The organism is Candidatus Schekmanbacteria bacterium RIFCSPLOWO2_02_FULL_38_14, from assembly GCA_001790855.1.
Lineage (GTDB): Bacteria > Schekmanbacteria > GWA2-38-11 > GWA2-38-11 > GWA2-38-11 > 2-02-FULL-38-14-A.
On the sequence record MGDH01000041.1, the window covers coordinates 37,339 to 57,790 of the forward strand.

18 protein-coding genes, 1 tRNA gene and 1 pseudogene are annotated in these 20,452 nt (G+C 40.3%); 6 read left to right on the forward strand and 14 right to left on the reverse strand.

Annotated features, from left to right (window positions below):
- Positions 1–114: 114 nt before the first annotated feature.
- The 3 genes from A3H37_04580 to A3H37_04590 form a co-directional block, all read right to left on the reverse strand.
- Positions 115–1,683: a hypothetical protein gene (locus tag A3H37_04580; GenBank protein ID OGL48199.1), complete on the reverse strand. Its 1,569-nt coding sequence runs from the start codon at positions 1,681–1,683 to the stop codon at positions 115–117.
- Positions 1,684–1,730: 47 nt separating this feature from the next.
- On the reverse strand, positions 1,731–3,008 hold the full coding sequence (locus tag A3H37_04585) for a hypothetical protein (GenBank protein ID OGL48200.1): 1,278 nt from the start codon (positions 3,006–3,008) through the stop codon (positions 1,731–1,733).
- Positions 3,009–3,106: 98 nt separating this feature from the next.
- The gene (locus A3H37_04590; protein OGL48201.1) at positions 3,107–4,648 is read right to left on the reverse strand and encodes a hypothetical protein; all 1,542 of its coding nucleotides are present in this window, start codon (positions 4,646–4,648) and stop codon (positions 3,107–3,109) included.
- Between the two features lie 332 nt (positions 4,649–4,980).
- Here A3H37_04590 and A3H37_04595 point away from each other — a divergent pair, with 332 nt between their 5' ends.
- On the forward strand, positions 4,981–5,691 hold the full coding sequence (locus A3H37_04595) for a hypothetical protein (protein OGL48202.1): 711 nt from the start codon (positions 4,981–4,983) through the stop codon (positions 5,689–5,691).
- Positions 5,692–6,018: 327 nt separating this feature from the next.
- Here the strand turns inward: A3H37_04595 and A3H37_04600 are convergent, their stop codons facing one another.
- Positions 6,019–7,014, reverse strand: coding sequence for a hypothetical protein (locus A3H37_04600; protein OGL48203.1), 996 nt, complete (start codon positions 7,012–7,014; stop codon positions 6,019–6,021).
- Between the two features lie 143 nt (positions 7,015–7,157).
- Between A3H37_04600 and A3H37_04605 the strand changes: the two genes are divergently transcribed.
- Positions 7,158–7,403, forward strand: a complete 246-nt coding sequence (locus A3H37_04605; protein OGL48204.1) for a hypothetical protein — start codon at positions 7,158–7,160, stop codon at positions 7,401–7,403.
- Entirely contained in the window at positions 7,400–7,708 is a 309-nt protein-coding gene (locus tag A3H37_04610) for a hypothetical protein (GenBank protein OGL48205.1), read from the forward strand. Before A3H37_04605 ends, A3H37_04610 begins: the two co-directional genes overlap by 4 nt.
- Positions 7,709–7,841: 133 nt before the next feature.
- Here the strand turns inward: A3H37_04610 and A3H37_04615 are convergent, their stop codons facing one another.
- The 3 genes from A3H37_04615 to A3H37_04625 are packed head-to-tail and all read right to left on the reverse strand — an operon-like array spanning position 7,842 to position 12,041.
- Complete coding sequence (locus tag A3H37_04615) at positions 7,842–9,029, reverse strand: hypothetical protein (GenBank protein OGL48206.1); 1,188 nt, start codon at positions 9,027–9,029, stop codon at positions 7,842–7,844.
- A 9-nt stretch (positions 9,030–9,038) separates the two neighbouring features.
- The gene (locus tag A3H37_04620; protein ID OGL48207.1) at positions 9,039–10,262 is read right to left on the reverse strand and encodes a hypothetical protein; all 1,224 of its coding nucleotides are present in this window, start codon (positions 10,260–10,262) and stop codon (positions 9,039–9,041) included.
- An 18-nt stretch (positions 10,263–10,280) separates the two neighbouring features.
- A complete protein-coding gene (locus A3H37_04625; GenBank protein ID OGL48208.1) occupies positions 10,281–12,041 on the reverse strand; it encodes an NAD+ synthase in 1,761 nt (586 codons plus the stop codon).
- Between the two features lie 245 nt (positions 12,042–12,286).
- On the opposite strand from A3H37_04625, the gene A3H37_04630 reads away from it, so the two are divergent.
- From A3H37_04630 to A3H37_04640, 3 genes are all read left to right on the forward strand, one after another.
- The gene (locus A3H37_04630; protein OGL48209.1) at positions 12,287–13,393 is read left to right on the forward strand and encodes a DNA polymerase III subunit delta; all 1,107 of its coding nucleotides are present in this window, start codon (positions 12,287–12,289) and stop codon (positions 13,391–13,393) included.
- On the forward strand, positions 13,380–14,777 hold the full coding sequence (locus tag A3H37_04635; GenBank protein OGL48210.1) for a hypothetical protein: 1,398 nt from the start codon (positions 13,380–13,382) through the stop codon (positions 14,775–14,777). The genes A3H37_04630 and A3H37_04635 overlap by 14 nt, the downstream gene beginning before the upstream one ends.
- A 127-nt stretch (positions 14,778–14,904) precedes the next feature.
- Positions 14,905–14,977, forward strand: a tRNA-Ala gene (locus A3H37_04640).
- 28 nt (positions 14,978–15,005) lie between these two features.
- On the opposite strand, the gene A3H37_04645 is transcribed toward A3H37_04640, so the two are convergent.
- The 7 genes and pseudogenes from A3H37_04645 to A3H37_04675 all read right to left on the reverse strand — a co-directional run bounded on the left by A3H37_04645 (position 15,006) and on the right by A3H37_04675 (position 20,448).
- Positions 15,006–15,809 carry a hypothetical protein gene (locus tag A3H37_04645; protein ID OGL48211.1) on the reverse strand — a complete coding sequence of 268 codons (804 nt, stop codon included), beginning with the start codon at positions 15,807–15,809 and terminating at the stop codon, positions 15,006–15,008.
- Positions 15,810–15,875: 66 nt separating this feature from the next.
- Positions 15,876–16,253, reverse strand: a complete 378-nt coding sequence (locus A3H37_04650) for a YraN family protein (GenBank protein ID OGL48212.1) — start codon at positions 16,251–16,253, stop codon at positions 15,876–15,878.
- 62 nt (positions 16,254–16,315) lie between these two features.
- Complete coding sequence (locus A3H37_04655; protein OGL48213.1) at positions 16,316–17,512, reverse strand: tryptophan synthase subunit beta; 1,197 nt, start codon at positions 17,510–17,512, stop codon at positions 16,316–16,318.
- A gap of 187 nt (positions 17,513–17,699) precedes the next feature.
- Entirely contained in the window at positions 17,700–18,554 is an 855-nt protein-coding gene (locus tag A3H37_04660) for a methylthioadenosine phosphorylase (GenBank protein ID OGL48214.1), read from the reverse strand.
- Positions 18,555–18,805: 251 nt separating this feature from the next.
- Positions 18,806–19,127 (reverse strand): annotated as a pseudogene (locus tag A3H37_04665) (hypothetical protein).
- A 152-nt stretch (positions 19,128–19,279) separates the two neighbouring features.
- Positions 19,280–19,996, reverse strand: coding sequence for a hypothetical protein (locus tag A3H37_04670; GenBank protein ID OGL48215.1), 717 nt, complete (start codon positions 19,994–19,996; stop codon positions 19,280–19,282).
- The gene (locus A3H37_04675) at positions 19,993–20,448 is read right to left on the reverse strand and encodes a hypothetical protein (protein ID OGL48216.1); all 456 of its coding nucleotides are present in this window, start codon (positions 20,446–20,448) and stop codon (positions 19,993–19,995) included. Before A3H37_04675 ends, A3H37_04670 begins: the two co-directional genes overlap by 4 nt.
- Positions 20,449–20,452 lie beyond the last annotated feature (4 nt).

Below are 20,452 nucleotides of genomic sequence, written 5' to 3' on the forward strand. Positions count from 1 at the left end.
CATATTTCTTCTCTCTTCTTGACGCAGACTAAAGTCTGCGGCTACATCTGCTTCCTGACTCCTAACTTCTCCTCACGTATCCCGTATCATGTGTCACGAGCAACGGTTCACGGCTCACTTCTCCGGTGGTGGTGCAAAAGGGTTTGTCTCAGGCAACGGATAACCGGGATTTGAAGTCATCCTCGGGTCAAGGAGTTTCTTAAGCCCTAATACAAGTTCGTGATAGTTGCACATTGCAGGGCCTGTGATATAGTTCATTGCCCCAAGAGGCCATGAGGGATGCATTTTTTTGGCAAGCGCATCAGTGATTGTCTTTATATAACCAAGAAGAAATGCTTCACCGGCTTTAAGGTCATGTTCAAAATAAACTATTGGCTCAACCTCTGAAAAATGCCCCATCTGATAGGAATTAATCCAGTCACTCTTTGTTGTGTCTTCTACAAAAAGCCCTCTCTTGTAAGCATCCTCGATAATAGGCCAGAAGATTTCACTTGATTTGATAGCGTGGTCAAGGGAATCAAAGCCAAAGCCGCCCATTACAAAGAAGTCTCCTGCAGGTCTGTAAAGCCTGTTTGAAAGCCCTGTCCTGAATGCTTCGCCCATTGCATTGTAGCCTACCTTATATAGCTCTTCATCAACGAGTTTTCCACCGTGCTCCTTTATTATCTCCATCAGGACCTTTTCTTCGTACTCAACCTGTCTTGCTGAGGAAAAGCCTGCAATGGTTACAGCAAGGATATTTTTCCACTTCTTCTGAAAATCAGGCCATCTCTTCCAGAACTCCTCAACTGAAGCGCAGTCTGCCGCAAGTATCCAGTTTGCGCCTTCAGCGTGGACTGCCGCGCCTATCTCGCATTGGCCTATGTCATACATGGCATCGCCAACTTTTTTCTTTGATGGGAAATCTATTAAAAATATCTTAAATCTGTCTTCAGGAAATTTTGCAACAAAGTTAGGATTTGCTCCTTCACAGGGAAAGACTCTCGGTCCCGGATATGAGAAAAGCTTTACAGCCATTGTTGTGACCATTCCAAGGCCTCCGCAGTGTCCGGTATCTGCCCTTACCAGTCCCTTTAAATTTAGCCCTGCGCAATCTCCCCAGAACCATCCGCCGTTTGGGACCCCTCTTGAACCGATTTTTAAAAGGTCGCCGTTCGGGAGCACCCAGTCAACGCCCAGTATTCCGCGGTTATAGCCAAACTTGTGAGCCATTCCTCCCATTCCCTGAAACATATTGTTTGCCACAACTGAAACCTGCGAACCTGCCTCAGGTGTTGTGATTGTAAGGCCTACTTTGTGTGTTTCAGCCTGAAGCTGTGCATAGGAGACATAAGGCTCAACTACTGCATACATGTTCTTTTCATCAATATCCAGAATCCTGTTCATCCTTTTTGGGTCTATGATTACTGTATCAGGGCGTACAGGAATTGTTGGTGGAAGAAGATTGCTTCCTACAGGAATGTAGTTGAATCCATATCTGTTGGCAATCCTGATTATTGCCTGAACTTCCTCTGTTGAAGAAGGAAGAACAACTGCTGCAGGCCTGTATTTCCCGCTCTGGGCATGGGTAATGTAGAGCAGCCACATGTAGCTGTAGGCTGTTGTTATGGCAGGATCATCGCTTATATTTTCTGGACCAAGCACATCTTCAAGTGCCTGATAAGCTCCCTTTGGTAAACTCATATTTTTTTCCTCCCCTTATTTTCTTATTTCTGAGTAATCACTTTAGCTTATTCACCTAAAGCTTCAGTTACTATGTTAATAAGGCTGATCATTTTGATTTTGTTTCCATCAGCCTTAATCCCTTCATCAAAATTCAGCTCACACCAGGGACATGCAGTTACAAGCGCATCAGCCCCTGTTGATTTTGCCTCTTCAACTCTTTCCCTTGATGACCAGAGAGCAAACTCAGGAAAAGCAGATTTCACGCCTCCACCTGCGCCGCAGCACCACGAATATTCTCTTATCCTTTCCATCTCAACAAACTTGAGTCCCGGAATCGCCTTTAAAATATTTCTCGGAGGGTCATAGACCCCTTTGTTTCCGAAGTTTCTTGTCCTCGGAGGGTCTGACAGACCCCATTTAGTCCTTGTCCCGTCCCATATATTCTGCGGTTCTCCACCTCTTCCCATATGGCATGGGTCGTGCCATGTTACAGTCAGCGGAACCTTTTTCTTAAAATCAAGCTTCCCTTCAATAAGCATCTTTTCTATAAGCTGTACACCCTGAACCACCTCAAAATTCATCTTCCCGATTTCAGGATAGTGGTTTGTAAAAATTCCAAAGCATCCCGCGCAGGAGGTTATTACTTTTTCAACCCCGAGTGAATTAAAGGTTTCTATATTCTTCTTAGCAAAGTCGTGGTAAACATCTTCTGCTCCAACCTTAAGCGCAGGGCTCGCGCAGCATATTTCCTTGTTACCAAGAATTCCTATGTCAAGTCCTGCTTTCAAGAGGAGTGAGAGTGTATTCTGTGCTACTATCTGTACATCAGGATTATAGGAATAAGTACAGCCTGCATAGTAAAGGATTTTTGCTTTTTCTTTTGTAATATCCTTAACCTTAACTTTTCTTGCCCAGTTGGAGCGTCTTGTTCTTGGCTGTTGCCAGGGGTTGTCATAGTTTTTAATGCTCTCAAGCCCTGCCTTGTGTGCAGGAAGAGGTCCTTTGCCCGCCTTTACAAGTTCAATCCTTATCTGGTGCAGGATTTCAAGCGGCTCCATATCCCTTGAGAACTTGCAGGTCACATCACATCCGCCGCAAAGGGTGCAGGCATAAAGTACTTCTAACACCTTGTCTGTAACCTCGATTTCTCCCTCAAGGAGTCCTCTTATGACATCAAATCTTCCCTGCGCAGAATAAGCGTCAAACAAATACTTTGAAACCGATGGACATACCTTTGCAAACCTGTGACTCTGGGTTCTCCATGGATGAACCCATTTGCACATAGAGCATCGTTCACAGTTCACCAGATCCCATTTGTATTTTTCAAGGCTTTTCATTATCATCACCATCCTCCAATTTTATATATTTTATTTCAGATTTTTGTTTTCAGATTGCAGATTGAAAATCTTAAATCTACAATCTCAAATCAGCAATATGTTCTTTAAAACCCAAGCTTTCCGGGATTCATTATATTATTCGGGTCTAAAAAGTCCTTCACTGTTTTTGCTGTTTTGCTGGAAATCGCATTCCTGTTATTGACCATATAAGCCCATCTTCCATAAGCCCTTGTGAAAACACCGCCAAGGTCAATAAGCCTTTCGCTTGCAGCAAGGTGGAGTTTATTTACCATCTCTTTTTCTGCACTGTTGTTCGGGTCGTAGGGAAGATTGAACTCAAGATGTGTTGCTCTTCCGTTTTCAATGGGCTGGATGTAAACTCCTATGTCAGATACAGGGTATTCAAAACATTCAGCAGCTTCATTCATTGCTTTTATAAATTCAGGAACCCTGTTCAGCGTTGTCAGGAAAAAGATATCTGCGCTTGCCCCTCTTGGAACATCCTTCCAGTAAAGCTCTTTTTGCCAGGGCTTTCTCATATTCTCATCAAAAAACTTTCTGGAGTGCGGCACTTCAGGAATTGTTGCCTGAGGATAAACCCCCTGAGCCTGTGCCTCTTCAAACATATCCTGTTCCTGCCATGCAACTTTTTCCTCAGGAAGCCTTTTTGTTCCTGCAATGCAGTGGATTAATGTGAATGATGGAAGCTTCTTTTTAAGCTCTGCATAGCCCGCAGCGCCATCTTCAGCAAGAATGGCTGCCAGATTGGCTTTGTTCAGAATAAAGCATTCATATCCAAGCCACCTGCGCTGTATCCCATATGTAAAGTTTATAAGAGTATTTAAGTCTCTTGAGGGTGTAAAGAATATCTTCTGGACTGTTGGCAATGGTTCTGCCATCAGATTTGCCCATGTAATTATTCCAAGAGTCCCCTGAGACCGTGTGTAAAGGCGGTTCCAGTCAAAACCCGGTCCCCATGGCCCAACAAGGTCTGAGAGGGAAACTTCAGGTGGCGCAGACGCAGCAGAGCCTGTCCTGAAAATATCTCCCCTTGGAAGAACTATTTCACATGTGTAAAGCGGTTCGCTGTAGTTGAATTCTGTAACCATCATCGGCTCACCCTCAAGATGAGCAGAAACTACTGATTTTTCCCTGTGCGGAAGAAGCGGCATTAAAGCCCTTAACCCGTTTTTCTCAAGCTCAGGCTGAAGCTCGCCGTAGGTAACACCCGGCTGGATTCTTACAGCCCTGTTCCTGCTATCAATCTTAAATATCTTCTTCCACCTGCTCAAATCTATGACAATTCCGCTCTCAAGCGGGATTGTTGCACCGTAGAAGTGAACGCCTGAACTTGCAGGAATTAACGGAACCCTTTCTTCATTGGCAAGTTTTACTATTTTCTGAATCTCTTCTGTATTGTTTGGAAAGACTACAAAGGTAGGTTTTCTTGGGGCTTCAAGGCTTTTGTCCTTTGAATACTTTGCTAATGTTTCAGCATCATCAATAACATTGCCTGCTCCGGCAATATCTGATAATTTTTTCCTGAGCCTTTCCTTGTATTCTTTCTTTTCTTTTAACACCTGGGAATAAGGCTTATCCTCAAGGGGTTTAATGTAATCAATCTTGGCAGGAATTTTCTCTGGCATAAAATTCTCCTCTGCTAATTCTTATTTATAAAGTCAAGTTTCAGCAGGTCTTAAAACCAAGAAACCCCTGTTTAAGAGACTTCTTTACCTGACCATTTAAATAATGTTTAAAAACCCAAATGTTTTTCTCATTTCTAATAAAAAAAAAGAATTGTCAAGGCAATTTTTAGGCCTGTGAAAAATTCTTTTTCACAGCCACTTATAGCTGATGGTTAAAAGCTAATTTCTGATTGCTTTGAAATAACCTTTACAAATATTTTACTTTTTTTCTGTTGACCCGATATTATATTTTCTTATATTCTAACTATAAATCAAAGTTAAGGAGGTAGCTTATGGCAGCGTTAAGAATCTATGATTATTTTGAGAGAATGGATGAAATGATGAAAAAATCCTTCAACCCGGTTCCTAATTCTCTTAAAGATGAGTTCCTGCACAAGGAAGTTGAATTTGAAGGAAGGCTGGTTGAAAACACTGCAAGAACCTACCATGCAGAAAAGTTAAAGCATATTTCAGTATCAAAGTTTGTTTCCCATGGAGTCCTGCAGTCACACAATATGACTATTTTTCCTGATGGAAACTATGATGTCCCTCTTTTTGGAACAGATATAGTCATATTTGAAAAGATGCTGGTTGTATACTGTGATCTGACACCCTATGTAAAAAATGAGGAAATTGTAAAAAAGTATTTGGATTCAATGAAACCACTGCACGAAAAATATAAAAACCTTCCTGACGAGATGCCGAGGGGAAGGGAGTGGCTTGAAAAAATATCTTCAGGGTTAGGCATTACAGTTACCGGCACAAATGTGGACTGTGTTGAGGATGCTTTTAAAGGGGTTACGGAGTATTTTAATCTTTTTGCTTCCTATATCAATAAGGCAACTCCGGTAAATGAAAAGAGAAAAGCAGAAATAGCAGAGGGAAGAAAAAAAGTTATTGCGCTCTTTACTGAATATGACCCCGGCTATGGTCCGATGAAAAAATATTTTGGCAAGGAATGGACTGACTACTACTTCCACAATGTGCTCTTTGCGGGAAATTAGGGACAAAGCATACCCTGCCCAATTCGGTATCCGGCGTTCGGCAAGATATACGAAACCGGTTTCCTTACCCTTACCAAATAATCTTACCTTTCAAATTTTAATCTTTCTATTACTCTTCCAACCTCCTCTTTCCGGTCAAGATGTAGAAACACACCTTTTAGTGGCAATCTCTAAGCAATTGATTTACATAAAACTGAGATTGCGGAGTTTATCCTGAGCGAGATTGCTTCAGGGCTAAAGCCCTTCGCAATGACAGACACGGAATTCTCGGTCAGCCTCTTCAGGTCTGTTGGTTTTTATATGGTCAACATATCTAAAAACCTGTTTTTACATTATTGAACCGTGGCTATGCCCTGAGCCTTCCTCTGCAGGTGCCTCTTCTTTCTTATCTTTTTCAGCATATCTTGTTGGGTCAGATTTTACAAACTGCTCTGACGCAACTCCCTTTTCAAAAGCTTCCTTTATCCATTTTACCATGTTGGGATGTTCAACCATTCCCTTGCTTGTATAGACAAAATCATAGTCCTCTAAAAGTTTAACCCATTTGCCACCGGGCTGGATACTTCTTATATCCTGCACCATGGGCCATACTATCAGCACCTTGCTGTCTTTTGATGCTTCTGCAAGCTGAGCCTTTATTTCATTTAATTGTTTTTCCTTGATGTCTTTTGCAGCATCATCTCTGAAGTAATTCATTATGACTCTTTTGTATGGCGATTTTTTCTTTACCTGCTCAACAAGGGCTTTTATTGCCTTGTCATAGTATGGCATTTCCCATTCATAGGTTGCGCCGTGGTCTATGATAAAGAGGGTTTCCTCTTTTGGGTTTTTTGAGAGCTCTTTTGCTCTGCCAAGAAGGATGTCTGCGATTAATGGGCTGTCAAGCCATCCATCTGAAAAATAGAATGATGCATTTGCCTTTGCAAAGACAATTGGCTCACCCATCATTTCCCTGTCAGCAGGTTTCTGAGGTTTTGGTCCCAAGCCAAGGACGTATGCTGCCCTTGAAAGAAGCGCAGCATTCTCTTTGTTGTTAAAACAGGGAATGGCCACTATCTTGTTTACTCCCTGTGCTTCAAGTTTATTAACTGCATACTGCATTGACCCTGAAACTCCCCACGTAACACAGCAGACATAGCCAAGTTCTACAGGAACTCCTGTTGACGCCCTCACAGCATCGCGGAGTTTCTCAGCACCCTCGTTGTACGCCTGATTCCCTCCGTGCTCAAGGAGCAGAATTCCGGTCTTCTCAGCACAAAATCCTTTTGGGATAAAAGCAACAACAAAGGCAAGGCTTAAAAACAGAATCAAAAATTTTTTCATAAAAAGATCCTCCTTTTTTTGATTTATTTGAAATTAGATAAAAAAAATTATTGTCAAGGAATTTAAATTTTATATGACATATACATAATTTATATATATTATAGTTATGTATAAAATTTGTATATAAATTTAGGAGTAATAAAATGGCACTTAAAGCCAAGAGAATAATTTTTTTACTGGAAGAGAAACTAAGCAAAGAGTTTGATTCTTTAGTCCCCCGCGGGCAAAGAAGCAAAATAGTTAATGAAGCTTTGAGAAAAGAGCTTCTAAAACTCAAGAGGGAAAAAGCAACTGAAAAGTTGATAAAAATCCGTTCTGAAAGCCATAAGGTTTCAATCGAAGAGATTACAGAAGTTTTAAGAAAAGACAGACATAGGCATCAAAAATGAAACTGATAGTTCCTGATGCTTCTATTATAATAAAATGGTCTTTTAAAGAACCAGACCAGGATATTGCTTTATCAATACTAAATGGATGGCTTGAAGGTAAATTTGAAATTATCCTACCTCATCTTTGGATATTTGAAGTTGGCAATATTATAGGAATGAAAATTCCTGATTTAGCTAATGATGTAATGAATATTTTAATAGATTATGAATTTAAAGAATGTGAAATGACAAAAAATTTATGCCAAAAGATTTTTGGTTTAATGAGAGAAATCAATGTTACCTTTTATGATGCAGCTTACCATTAGTTTAGCAATCCAGGGAAATGGAACCTTTATAACTGCTGACAAAATATATTTTGATAAGGCTAAAAAAAAGGCATATTGGATTTTTAAGTCAGTGGGTTCGAGGTTTTTAACGCAGGCTGAAGCCTGCGGCTACCTAATATTTTTTTTGTTTCACAACAAAAACTGCAATCAGTGCAAAGGTTGCCCATCCAAAGAAGTAAAAGGGGACTTTTATATCTGATAAGTCTGAGATAATTCCTCCCGTAGAAGGACCAATCAGATAACCGATGGAAAAAGATAAATTCCACAATCCGTAAGCCATCCCCTGCTCTCCCTGTACTGCGCCTTTTGAAATCAGAAACATCGATGTGGTGACAAGCATTCCCATTGCTATTCCCAATAAAATGAAGACAGGAATCCATGAATTAAATGATGACAGATTTACCATCATTGAAAGAGAAACAGCAGTTATCAGAGAGCCCGAAAAGATAACAGGATTTGTTCCAAACCTGCTTATTGCAATCCCGATTAATGGCTGTGCAATAGTAAGAGAGACAGAGAGAATGCCAAAGAGAAATCCAATATCGCTTTTAAGGAATGACAGTGAGTCCATATATAAAGGGAAAAGGACTTCTGCCATCCCAATGCAGCAGTAAATCGAGAAAATGGAGAGGCATCCAATAAAAATACCGCTGTTTTTCAATAAAAACATAATCCCTTTTCTGCTATATGAGACAGCATCAACCTTTCCCTGTTCACGAAGTCCGACAAAAGAAGTTACAGAAAAGCACATCGCAAGAACAAAACAGATTATAAATGGGGTTTTAAAATCTCCGACTCCGCCAATCAGAGGACCTGCTATCAAACCAAGTCCAAAGGCTGTGCTGATAAGGCTTATCTCAAGTCCTTTTCTTTTTGACCCTTCTGTTGCCCTGCTTGCCAGAGGCTGTGCAGCAACCCAGGCAATTGCCGAGGCTACACCCTGAAATGCCCTTGCTGTGACTAATATCCAGATAGAGGTTGTGAATATGAGTGTCAGAGAGGAAACTGCAAGGCAGAGCATCCCGAGACCTATTACAAGCCCATTCCTTCCGACCTTGTCAACAAAATACCCGAAAGGGAGAATGACAAGGATGAAAGCTACAGAGTAGGCTGAAAGCGCCAATCCTATTTGCGCATCAGATGCCTTTAAAAGTTTTGCAAAGATTGGAACACTCGGCGTTATTACCCCATAGCCAACCATATCAGTAAAAATTACACCACAGCAGATAAGGAGAGTGAAGATGCGAGAAAATCTGTTTGGATTATTGGAATTTTGGATTTGGATTTTTCCATTTGACATTTTTTTGTTTTACGCCTGCTGTTTTCTTGCATCCCTTACCATTTTCCCAAGAATTATTACTGAAAACAAACAGACTGCTCCGCAAAGACCTACAGTCATTTGTGTTCCAACAAGGTGGGCAACTATTCCTGCAATAAAATTTCCAAGGGGTGCAACTCCCATGAGCATGAAAGTAAAGACACTCATCACCCTGCCTCTTAAAGCGTCAGGAACAACCTCCTGAATGAATGTGTTTGTCATTCCTATCTGGGTAATCATCCCCCATCCGATAAAAAAGAGAAAGATAAGTGATGGGAAAAACCATTTTGAAAAAGAGAATAATATGATAAAAAAAGAGCATACCATGCCGCCTAAAATGACAATGTTGAGTTTTGTCTTGTTGTTTCCTGATGCTATTCTTAATGCCCCGAAAACCGAGCCAAGCCCTGACATCCCCATCAAAAACCCCATCCCGCGTGAACCAACCTTAAGAATATCGCGCGCAAATACCGGCATGAGGATTACATAGGGCATTCCAAATATGCTAATTACTCCAACCATCATAAGAAGAAAAAAAACTACCCTGTTTTCCCTGATATATCTGAACCCTTCTCCAAGGCTTTTTGAGAGGTTATTCTCTGAAACAGCCTGAGGTTTGCTTTCTATATTTACAAGATAAAGTCCTATTATTACTGCAATGTAGCTAACCGCATTTATATAAAAACAAAAAGCCTCGCCAAACAGGGAGATTAGAATTCCTCCTATTGCAGGTCCTATTATTCTTGCTGCATTAAAAATTGAAGAGTTCAAGCCAATTGCATTTTTTAAATCCTCCTTGCCTACAAGCTCTACAACAAAGGACTGCCTTGTCGGAGCATCAAAGGATGTGATTGTTCCAAAAAGGGATGCAATTATAATAATATGCCAGATTTTTATAAGATCTGTATAGGTAAGAAATCCAAGCAGAAAGGCTAAAACCATGGAGCTTATCTGCGTTGCAATGAGAATCTTTCTTTTGTCCAGCTTATCAGCAACTGCCCCTGCAACAAAAGAAAGTAAAAGCACGGGAATAAAGCTTATAGAGCTTACAATTCCGAGCATGAATGGGGAATTTGTGAGGCGGAATACAAGCCAACTCTGTGCTACAATCTGCATCCACGAGCCAATGAGGGAGATAAACTGCCCTGTCCAGAAAAGTCTGAAATTTCTGTGCGAAAGAGCCCTGAAGGTCTGACGCATCACATCTGTTTTCATAGCTAAGGAGTCATCTCTCTACCCTCGAAACTTGTTTGTTATTGGTATCCTTCTTCCTGAACCAAAGGCTTTTGGGGTTATCCTGATTCCTGGCGCAGCCTGCTGTCGCTTATACTCATTTCTGTCAACACGGATAACAACATCCTTTACTATTTTTTCTTCATATCCAAGGGCAACTATTTCCTCAATGCTCTTGTCAAGCTCAACACATAGATGCAGTATCCCGTCAAGTATGTTGTAGTCAGGCAGGGAATCAGTATCCTTCTGGTTTGACCGCAGTTCAGCAGAAGGCTCTTTTGTAAGGCATCTTTCAGGTATTTGTGGTTTTTTAGACATTGAATTGCGATATTTTGATAGTTCATATACGAGGGTTTTGGGAACATCAGAAATTACCGCAAATCCTCCAGCCATATCACCATAAAGAGTTGTATACCCCATGCTGAGTTCCGATTTGTTGCCTGTTGTCAGCAGAAGGTAGCCGAATTTATTTGAAAAAGCCATCAGGATATTGCCCCTGATGCGTGCCTGCAGGTTTTCTTCTGTTATGCCAGGCTTTGTTCCTTTAAAAACCGGAAAGAGAGTCCCAATGTATGATTTATAAACTTCATATATTGGAATTTTTTCAAGTTTTATTTTTAGATTTTTTGCAAGTTTCTGCGCATCTTCAAGGCTGTGCCTTGAGGATATATGGCTTGGCATTGCAATTCCAACAACGTTTTCAGCTCCCAAAGCATCGACAGCGATGGTAGCTGTAATAGAGGAATCTATGCCTCCGCTCAAGCCTATTACCACTTTTTTAAACCCGTTTTTCCTCACATAATCACCAACCCCAAGGACAAGGGCATCATAGATTTCCTTAAAGGGATCTTTTTCAACAACTCTCTTTTTTACAAGAAATGGATTTTTCCTGACATCAAGCTGTTTAAGTTTTCTATCAGTTGATATCCTGGTTTTTCCTCTGGAGATTACCTTGCTTACATTGAAATTTTCAGGCTTTTGCTGAAACTCTCTTGCCCTCGGGTCTCTTAACCGCGTTCTTTTTACATCTTCAAGGCTAATGTCAGAAAAAACTAAATCCTCCTTGAAAAGTTTTCCCTCAGCAATGGTATTGCCGCTGCAGTCAATTAACAGACCATTGCCGTCAAAGACTAAATCATCCTGCCCTCCTACAAGGTTGTTGAATATGAGATTTACAATATTGTCACTTGCCCTTGTCATGAACATGTTCTTTCTAAAGTCAGGTTTTCCAATGTGGTATGGAGAAGCAGAGATATTGATTATTAATTCTGCGCCTGCGTGGCACTGGTTTTCTGTTGGAAAGCCCGGAACCCATATATCCTCGCATATGCTCACGCCAAAAACCACTGTGTCAGTTTCAAAAACAAAGGTCTCTCTGCCTGCCTTAAAATAGCGCTTCTCATCAAACACCCCGTAATTCGGAAGGTGGATTTTGTGCTGGATTCCTATTATTTTCCTGTCGTGGATTACTGCTGCAGAATTAAAGACATCTCCGTCATCGTGAACAAAGCCAACTATTGCAATGATTCCTTCAGTCTCTTTAACAATATCCTGAAGCCTTTGCTGGTTTTCTTTTATGAATTTTGTTTTAAGCAGCAGGTCTTTTGGAGGATAGCCTGTAATTGCAAGCTCAGGAAAGGTGATGAGGTTTATCTTAAGCTTTTTTGCCTCTTTGATGGCACTGATGATTTTTCCCGTATTGCCATCAAGGTCGCCAACAGTTGTGTTAATCTGGGCTATGCCAGCACGTATGTATTTCATTGGGTAGTTTCTAATAAGCTTCCTCAATCCGTTTTAAGCTGAAAGAGAAATTGCTTCAATATCTTAAATTTTATAACCCTAAATCAAAATTTGTCAAATTAAAAGGTAGAGAATTATATATTGACTAACCATTTTTAATCCTGTTAATTTTCTATATTAAAATTTGGTGCAGATAATTTTTAGTTAGGAAAAATGTAGCTGCAGAGCGCAGCTCTGCTTAAGCAAAAAATATTGAAAAAGAAAACATGCAAAAAAATTTAGATAAGATTTTGAAGGATATCAGTTCTGGCAAGACTGCTCCTGTGTACCTTCTTTTTGGAGAAGACGGGTATTTTGTTAATGAGGCTTTTAAAAAACTTTTAGATAGTTTTGTCCCTGAAGAGGACAGGTCTTTAAATCTGGAAATCTTTAAGGGTGAAAAATTAGACTTAGATGCTGTGATAATAGGGCTTTCATCCTATCCATTTTTGGCAGGCCACAAGGTTGTTGCACTCTTAGACCAGGAGATGCCGGCTTCAACTTCCCCGGATTTTGATTTGCTCCTTGAATGCCTTGAGAAAAATATCCCGCCTCAGAACCATTTAATCATAGCAACATCAAAGACTGTTGATAAGAGAACCGTTCTGTTTAAAAAGATTAAAGAAATCGGCGAGATTTTTGCATTTGAAGAAGAAGATGCAAGAGACAGATATTCCAGCTTCAGAGATAAAATTAATGAGAGAGTAACCAGTGAAGGTAAAAAAATCACAGGGGAGGCATTTGACAGTTTGATAGACAGGACCGGGTTTGATGCGCGCCTGATATTTGCAGAAATTGAAAAACTCCTGAACTTTGCAGGTGACAAGAAAATAATCGATAAAAGCGATGTAGATGCAGTTGTTCCTGTAACAAGGCAGCAGGTAATATTTACTCTTCTTGACGCAATGAGCAGAAGGGATAAAAAAATCGCTTTTGATATACTTGAAAGACTTTTATCAGAGGGGGAAGAGCCAATAAAGATTAATCACATGATGGCAAGGCAGATAAGGCTTTTACTGCAGGCAAAAGAGCTTCTGGAGACTGAGCATTTGAAAAAGTTCAACGAGAATTCCCAGTTTCCTCTTTTTCAAAAACTTTTTGGGAACAGAATAGAAGAATTCAGGGACAGATACAAGGAGGATTCTTATAATCTTTTTTCATATAAGCCTTTTTATGTTTTCAATGTATCAAGGCTTGCTTCCAAATGGGATAAGGAATCGCTTTTAAAAAGTTTCAAATTCCTGCATCATGCTGATATGGATTTGAAAAGTTCAGGCAATGAGCAGGGAAAATTGATTTTACAGAAATTGATTCTTAATCTTGGGCAGGAGTGAAGAGTTGAATACCATTGGTTTTGAGCATATAACAGGGCAGGAAATTGCAGTTTCACACCTGAGGTCCCTGCTGAATAAGGACTCCTGTGCGGGAGCATATCTTTTTACAGGACAGGAAGGAATCGGCAAAAAGATTTCTGCAATATCTTTTGCAAAAGCCCTTGTCTGCCACAAGGCATCTCCTGACCCCTGCAATGAGTGCGTTTCCTGCAAGAAGATTTCCAGCGCACTTTTTTTCCATCCAGATATTACCCTTTACCACGATGTTTATAATCCTGTAGGAATTCCAAGATTTATTTCTTTAAAGAAGATGGGATATGAAGGAGACGAGTCTTTAAAAGGAGAAGATGTCTATTTAGAAGCCTGCAAACTGCTTAAGAAAAAGGAACTTCTGTTAAATCCTGTAAGTTCTGAAAAAGGGGTTGAGACAGTAGATTTTTTTTATCTTAACCCGGCTAAATTGTTTGTTGAAAAAGACGGGAAGACATATATCTCTTCATCTCTGATTGAATCAAGCCTTGAGCCGCTCATCAGGGAAAATTCCTCTGCCCACGTCCTTGCAAAATGGCTTTATACCTTTACTAAGGGATTCTACAAACAGAGCTTTAAAGTCGGAGAGCAGGAGGGAGAGGATGGAAGGGAAAATGTCAGGGGAATTATAAAAGATATTTATCTGAAGCCGTCAGAGGGGAAAAGAAAGGTTTTTATAATTGATGATGCCCACAAGATTACTGAAGTTGCAGCAGATGCGTTCCTTAAAACCCTTGAAGAACCTCCAAAGGATTCAGTGATAATACTGATTACTTCAAAGCCTGAGATGTTGCTTCAGACAATCCGCTCCCGGTGCAAAAAGATCAAATTCCAGCCAATCGGAAAGAAATCAATCTGTGAGTTTATCAGGAAAACTAAAAACCTCGGCTATGAAGATTCCCTTCTTGTTGCATCGTTTTCTCAGGGAAGTCTTGGCAGGGCATTGGAGATGAATCTTGACGAGGTTTTGGAAAAAAGGCAGGAGATAATCAATCTTACTTCGCAGGACAGTTTGAAAAACACGAGCAGGTTTTTCCATTTTGCAAGGGTATTTTCAGGAGAGGGCAAGGAGGACAGAAGGCATAAAATAAATTCAACTCAGGAGTTTATTGAGCTGATGCTTTCGTGGGTTCGCGACCTGATTCTGGTTAAAAGAGACGGGGACAGGGAAATGGTTATAAATTTTGATAAGATTGATGAACTTAAAAAGATATCCAATAAATACAGTTTTGAGAAGTTAGAAACTATCTTTTCAATTTTTTCAGGAGCAAGCCGGCTTCTTTCAAGAAATGTTGATGTAAGGATTATGATTGAGTCCTGCCTCGTGGAAATGAAAGAAGTAGTTAGTTGTTAGTGAACAGTATTCCGTAGGGGCAGGGACAAGCCCTGTCCTTCTCTGGATTTCAGATTGCAGAGTGCAAGCAATAAAACAAAAAATAGGTTGACTGGAATTTTTAATATTCTATAATAAAAACCATTCTGGGGCTGTAGCTCAGTTGGGAGAGCACAAGGCTGGCAGTCTTGGGGTCAGGGGTTCGACCCCCCTCAGCTCCATACCAAAAAGGGGACGGTTGTTCCCTTTTTATTTTTTCTTTGAAATATTCTTTTTAACCTCAATATCAATTCCGTATTCTTCGCCATACTGCTTTATCATAAAAGCAGCATACCTTGCGTAGGAACTTTTTGGATATCTTGAGAGCAATTCCTTGTAGGTCTTTAAAGCTCTTTCCCTTTCCTCGCCTTCCCAGTATGATTCTGCAAGAAGGATAATTACCATTGGTTCTATTTTCTGGTCGGGGTAGTTTTCAAGAAGCCCTCTGAGCCTTCTTGTTGCAGCTCTGTACTCCTTTATCCTGTAATAAAAATTCCCTATATAATATTCATGCCTTACAATTCTCTCAGTGCATTTTTTAATCTTTTCCCTGGATTTTGGCGCATAGGGGCTGTCAGGGGTTACTTTCAAAAGATCCCTGAACTGCTTTATTGCTTCTTCTGTTTTTGACTGGTCAACGTCATAAGGCAGCATCTGGTTATAGAGAGATATCCCAATTCGGTATCTTGCCAGATCTTTACTGCCATGGGCAGGATGGTAATCAAGAAATTCCTTGTATTCTGCAATTGCTTCATCATACTTTTTATCCAGATAATAGCTTTCTCCAATCTTGAGACGGACATTTGAAAGGGTACTGCTTTCAGGAAATTCTATTTTTATTTTTTTAAACGCCTCTACTGCATCTCTGTATTTTTTTTTCTTGAATGCCTTTTCTCCCCTTGTGTACAACTCGTTTACTGAAAGGCTGTTTTCAATGGTTTGCTGGGTAGCACAACCGATGGAGAACAATAGAATCCAAACCAGTAATTTAGTGGCTATTCCTGAGATTTTCATATTTTCCTGCATTGAGCTGAAGTTTTGTTTGAAATTCAGTATTTTGGATTTAGAGTTTTTTATTACTCAATACATATACCTTCCGTCAGTGGTAAAGGCGTTCTTTATCAACTCAATCTTTCTTTGTTCCTTTTCACCTGTGATTCCAATAACATCAAAACGGCAGCCTGTTCTCTTTATCCCTTTTCCTATAAGATAAGTAAGAGCAGTTTTTACAATTTTTCTCTGTTTCGACGGATTAACAGAGAGTTCAGGCTGGGCAAAATCCTTAGAAATCTTGGTTTTTATTTCAACAAAAACTATGTCATCCTTATCTCTTGCAATAATGTCAATTTCACCTGCTCTGTTCCTGTAATTTCTTTCCACTATCTGATATCCATTCTTTTCAAGAAATTTGCAGGCAATATCCTCACCTTTTTTTCCGAGCTCTATTCTTTTTTCCATTTTAGTTTCTCACTGCCAGTCGCTTATTGTTCGTAGTTTAAAAGCAAAGCTTCGCTCTGCAGCTACTTTGCTTTTTTTTCCAGCAGCTTCTGTACGTGGATCACATCTTTATCGCCCCTGCCTGAAAGTCCAAGCACTACCAATGAATTCCTGCTGAACTTTTTCCTGTGCTTATAAAGGTATGCAATGGCGTGTGATGTTTCAAGAGCCGGAATTATTCCCTCAAGCTCTGATAAAAGCCTGAACCCTTCAAGGGCTTCATCATCTTTAACAGAAACATATTTTACCCTTTTGATTTCTTTCAGATAGCTGTGCTCAGGTCCTACTCCGGGATAATCAAGCCCGGCTGAAACAGAGTGAGCTTCCCTTACCTGCCCGTCATCATCCTGAAGTATATAGCACTTGCTCCCGTGAAACACCCCAACCTCTCCTGCCTCAAGCGAGGCTCCGTGCATTCCTGATTTAAGTCCGTATCCTCCGGCTTCCACTCCAATCAACTCCACTTTATCATCAATGAAAGAATGAAAAAGCCCTATCGAATTACTCCCTCCGCCAACACAGGCAATACAGTGGGTTGGAAGCCTTCCTTCTTTCCTGTAAATCTGTTTTTTCGTCTCCTTGCCTATTACTGCCTGAAAATCCCTTACCATCATTGGATAGGGATGGGGACCGACAACAGAACCGATTATGTAATGGGTATTTTCCACATTCGTAACCCAGTCTCTCAATGCCTCATTTATTGCATCCTTAAGTGTCCTGCTTCCTGATTTTACAGGAGTTACTTTCGCTCCAAGAAGCTTCATTCTGAATACATTGAGAGATTGCCTTTCAATGTCTTCTTCTCCCATGTACACTTCACATTCAAGCCCGAAAATACTTGAAACCGTTGCAGTTGCAACTCCGTGCTGCCCTGCCCCTGTCTCTGCAATTATTCTTTTCTTTCCCATTCGCTTTGCAAGGAGAATCTGGCCAAGGGTGTTATTTATCTTGTGGGCTCCTGTATGAAGGAGGTCTTCTCTCTTTAAATATATTTTACCTGTCCTGAGGCAATCTGAAAGCCTCTTTGCAGAATAAAGAGGCGTTGGCCTTCCCGCATATTCTTCCAGATAATATGAAAGCTCTTCCTGAAATTTCTTATCACTTTTTGCCTTAAGATACTCTTTTTCAAGCTCCTCAAGAGCTTTCATCAAAGTTTCAGGGACAAATCTCCCTCCAAAAATCCCGAAGTGACCTTTCTTATCAGGTAAGTTGTATTTCATTTTTTTAGTTTTCAGCTAACAAGCGTCAGCATTCAGCTATCAGCTAAATCCCCTCTAACCCCTCTTTTTCAAAGGGGGGATGGGGGAATTTTTACCGCTTGAATGACATTCTCGGTCAACCTGTAAAGAGGCAGAGCAAGGCTCTGCCTGCCTGTTCGGCAGACAGGCAGCTACATTTTTAATTCTCTCACAGGTATTTCCCAAAAATCTGTTTCAAGTCTTTTTTTATTTTTGCAGGTATCTTATCCTTTGCTGTGATAATCGCATACTTTAAACTCTCAGGGCAGCTACATTTTCTATGAGGCTTTATCTTTTTTACAGCATTCCTGATTATGCTCTGAGCCATTTTAACATTCTTTCTTATAATTTCCAGCACAGCATCAATTGTAACATCCTCTTCTTCCTCGTGCCAGCAGTCGTAATCAGTTGCAAGGGCGATTGTCCCGTAGCAGATTTCAGCTTCCCGTGCAAGCTTTGCTTCAGGGATGTTTGTCATTCCTATTACATCAACGCCCCACTTGCGGTAGATGAGGGATTCTCCTCTTGTGGAAAACTGGGGTCCCTCAATACATATGTAAGTCCCGCCTTTATGAACCCTTGCGCCTGCTTCTTTTGCTGATGAATAAAGGATACAGGCAAGCTCATCGCAAATAGGGTCTGCAAACTGAATATGCCCTGCAATTCCGTTACCGAAAAAGGTACTTATTCTTGTTTTGGTCCTGTCGTAAAACTGGTCAGGGATTACAATATCTCCCGGTCTTATCTCTTTTTTCATGCTTCCAACAGCGCTTACTGAAATTATCCATTCAACCCCGAGTTTTTTCATCCCATATATGTTTGCCCTGAAATTGATTTCGTGCGGCAATATCCTGTGTCCCTTTCCATGGCGCGGGAGAAAGACCATTTCTTTGCCGTCGAGTTCTCCCATGATATATTTATCAGAGGGTTTGCCAAACGGGGTTTTGACTTCAGCTTCCTTTACTTCCTTCAAATCCTTCATTTCATAAAGGCCGCTTCCACCAATTACTCCGATTTTACCCATCTCTTACCTCCAGGAACAGGTTGATAAATAATTTTTTTTTAAAACTAACAAAGGAGTTTGTTATTGTCAAGAAACAACAGAAAGACAGGAAACTTCAAGCAAAATTGTCAAAAGAAATTCTCCAGATTATAAAAACAAATTATCCCAGACATTTCAGATTTTTGTTGTTTTTCTTATCTGGTTATCTTATTATATATAAAAATAAAGTAAAAATTCTTTTGCTTTATCTGACCTATGAGTCTGTCGTTGCCTTAAATCTCTTCTTCTGCTTGCATTCCAACCCAAGATTTTTGCGTACGCTTAATCCGGCAAACTCCCACCTCAACACCATGCTCTGCCAACTCACGCTTGACTCTCGCCAGCTCTATTTCTATATTTGTCTGACGCCTTTGATGCTTGCCTACATCCACAAGCTTACCATTTTTATTCATCTTGACCCAGTAGGCCTATTGTTGATGAAGGCAAGGACAATCGCCGACCTGCCTCAGTTGCGCTTAACCCCACTTCTTTTATAAGCTTTACTGCTTCCTCTCTAAATTCCTTTGTGTAATTTTTCTTCGGGATCCTTTCCATGATGACACCTCCATCTTTATAATATGTTACTCAACTTTGGTGTCCACTATTTTCAGCTTACCTCAATTTCCGCAGGAATGACGGTAATTAATTGGACAGCTGTGACTTGCTATCTATTCTCAAAAAAGAAGAATAAGGTTCAGGATAAGTATTCAATGATAGTAGGGTTTGTCGTTGTTCTGGTCATCATCTTTTGAGATGACCCGCAGTTTTCTTTTCAGACGGTGATATTTAAGCTTAAGATAAGCCTGCCTAAATATCTCCTTAATGTCCCAGTTTTTAAGATATAAATAACCAAAAATCATTCCTCCGAGATGGGTTATATGGGCAATGCCGTTTCCGCTGGCTGACATTGAAGAGAATAAGGCAACGGACCCCATAAGGATTACAAAATGCTTTACCTTTATCGGGAACAGAAAATACAGGTACACCATTCTGTCAGGGAAAAGCATCCCGTATGCCATAAGTATTCCGTATATTGCACCTGATGCTCCGATTGTAGGGCTAATTGATGTTGGAAGAAAAATTACTGTGCAAATCCCTGCTCCGACGGCACATAATAAATAATATTTTAAAAAAAATGCTGAACCCCATATTCTTTCAAGGTCCCCGCCAAACATCCATAAGGCAAGCATATTAAAAAAGATGTGGAATAGCCCACCGTGTAGAAATTGGTAGGTAAAAAGCTGCCAGAAATAAAACTCCCTGATGACCATGTAAGGCACAAGCCCAAAAAAATATATTATTTTGTAACTGGCAAAAAATTGAAGAAGGAAGACAGCTACATTGGCAATAATCAATTTTTTTATAACCGGGGTTACAGGGAAACCAAAGGAAAGAGACGAACCGCTTCTGTAATAATAGCTCATTGCGCTACCATTGCTATCAAGTCTTTTATTCTCTGTTTTGTAGGAAGTTCATATGGACATTTTTCTTCGCATTGTCCGCATTCAGAGCAGGTTTTAAGGCTTGGGAGGAGTCTTTTAGCCATAGTATTAAGCATATATTCTATATTTTCATCCTTTGGCTTGCCATAGCATTTTTGATGGATTCCATGGACAAAGGGAATCATTATGTTGGAAGGACATGGTTGACAGTATGAGCATCGTCTGCAAAAATCTTTTCCAAGAGATTCAACATCTTTTTCAAGCGTTAAAAGTTCTTCTTTGGTGAGTTTTCTGTTTTCTGAAATTATCTTAAAATTTTCTTCAAGTTCCCTTAATGATGCGATGCCCGGAACAATGAGGTCCACATCGTAATCAAGGAAAAAGCGAAGAGCTAAAGGAATATCCGGTATAACACCGCCACCAAGCGGTTTCATTACG

What these genes read in the sequence shown, in the direction of transcription:
- A3H37_04610 (OGL48205.1), top strand. Translation starts at nt 7,400, where the DNA reads ATGAAACTGATAGTTCCTGATGCTTCTATTATAATAAAATGGTCTTTT.
- A3H37_04630 (OGL48209.1), top strand. Translation starts at nt 12,287, where the DNA reads ATGCAAAAAAATTTAGATAAGATTTTGAAGGATATCAGTTCTGGCAAG.
- A3H37_04655 (OGL48213.1), bottom strand. Translation starts at nt 17,512, where the DNA reads ATGAAATACAACTTACCTGATAAGAAAGGTCACTTCGGGATTTTTGGA.
- A3H37_04600 (OGL48203.1), bottom strand. Translation starts at nt 7,014, where the DNA reads ATGAAAAAATTTTTGATTCTGTTTTTAAGCCTTGCCTTTGTTGTTGCT.
- A3H37_04650 (OGL48212.1), bottom strand. Translation starts at nt 16,253, where the DNA reads ATGGAAAAAAGAATAGAGCTCGGAAAAAAAGGTGAGGATATTGCCTGC.
- A3H37_04670 (OGL48215.1), bottom strand. Translation starts at nt 19,996, where the DNA reads ATGAGCTATTATTACAGAAGCGGTTCGTCTCTTTCCTTTGGTTTCCCT.
- A3H37_04620 (OGL48207.1), bottom strand. Translation starts at nt 10,262, where the DNA reads ATGAAAACAGATGTGATGCGTCAGACCTTCAGGGCTCTTTCGCACAGA.
- A3H37_04615 (OGL48206.1), bottom strand. Translation starts at nt 9,029, where the DNA reads ATGTCAAATGGAAAAATCCAAATCCAAAATTCCAATAATCCAAACAGA.
- A3H37_04645 (OGL48211.1), bottom strand. Translation starts at nt 15,809, where the DNA reads ATGAAAATCTCAGGAATAGCCACTAAATTACTGGTTTGGATTCTATTG.
- A3H37_04595 (OGL48202.1), top strand. Translation starts at nt 4,981, where the DNA reads ATGGCAGCGTTAAGAATCTATGATTATTTTGAGAGAATGGATGAAATG.
- A3H37_04590 (OGL48201.1), bottom strand. Translation starts at nt 4,648, where the DNA reads ATGCCAGAGAAAATTCCTGCCAAGATTGATTACATTAAACCCCTTGAG.
- A3H37_04625 (OGL48208.1), bottom strand. Translation starts at nt 12,041, where the DNA reads ATGAAATACATACGTGCTGGCATAGCCCAGATTAACACAACTGTTGGC.
- A3H37_04675 (OGL48216.1), bottom strand. Translation starts at nt 20,448, where the DNA reads ATGAAACCGCTTGGTGGCGGTGTTATACCGGATATTCCTTTAGCTCTT.
- A3H37_04605 (OGL48204.1), top strand. Translation starts at nt 7,158, where the DNA reads ATGGCACTTAAAGCCAAGAGAATAATTTTTTTACTGGAAGAGAAACTA.
- A3H37_04660 (OGL48214.1), bottom strand. Translation starts at nt 18,554, where the DNA reads ATGGGTAAAATCGGAGTAATTGGTGGAAGCGGCCTTTATGAAATGAAG.
- A3H37_04580 (OGL48199.1), bottom strand. Translation starts at nt 1,683, where the DNA reads ATGAGTTTACCAAAGGGAGCTTATCAGGCACTTGAAGATGTGCTTGGT.
- A3H37_04585 (OGL48200.1), bottom strand. Translation starts at nt 3,008, where the DNA reads ATGATAATGAAAAGCCTTGAAAAATACAAATGGGATCTGGTGAACTGT.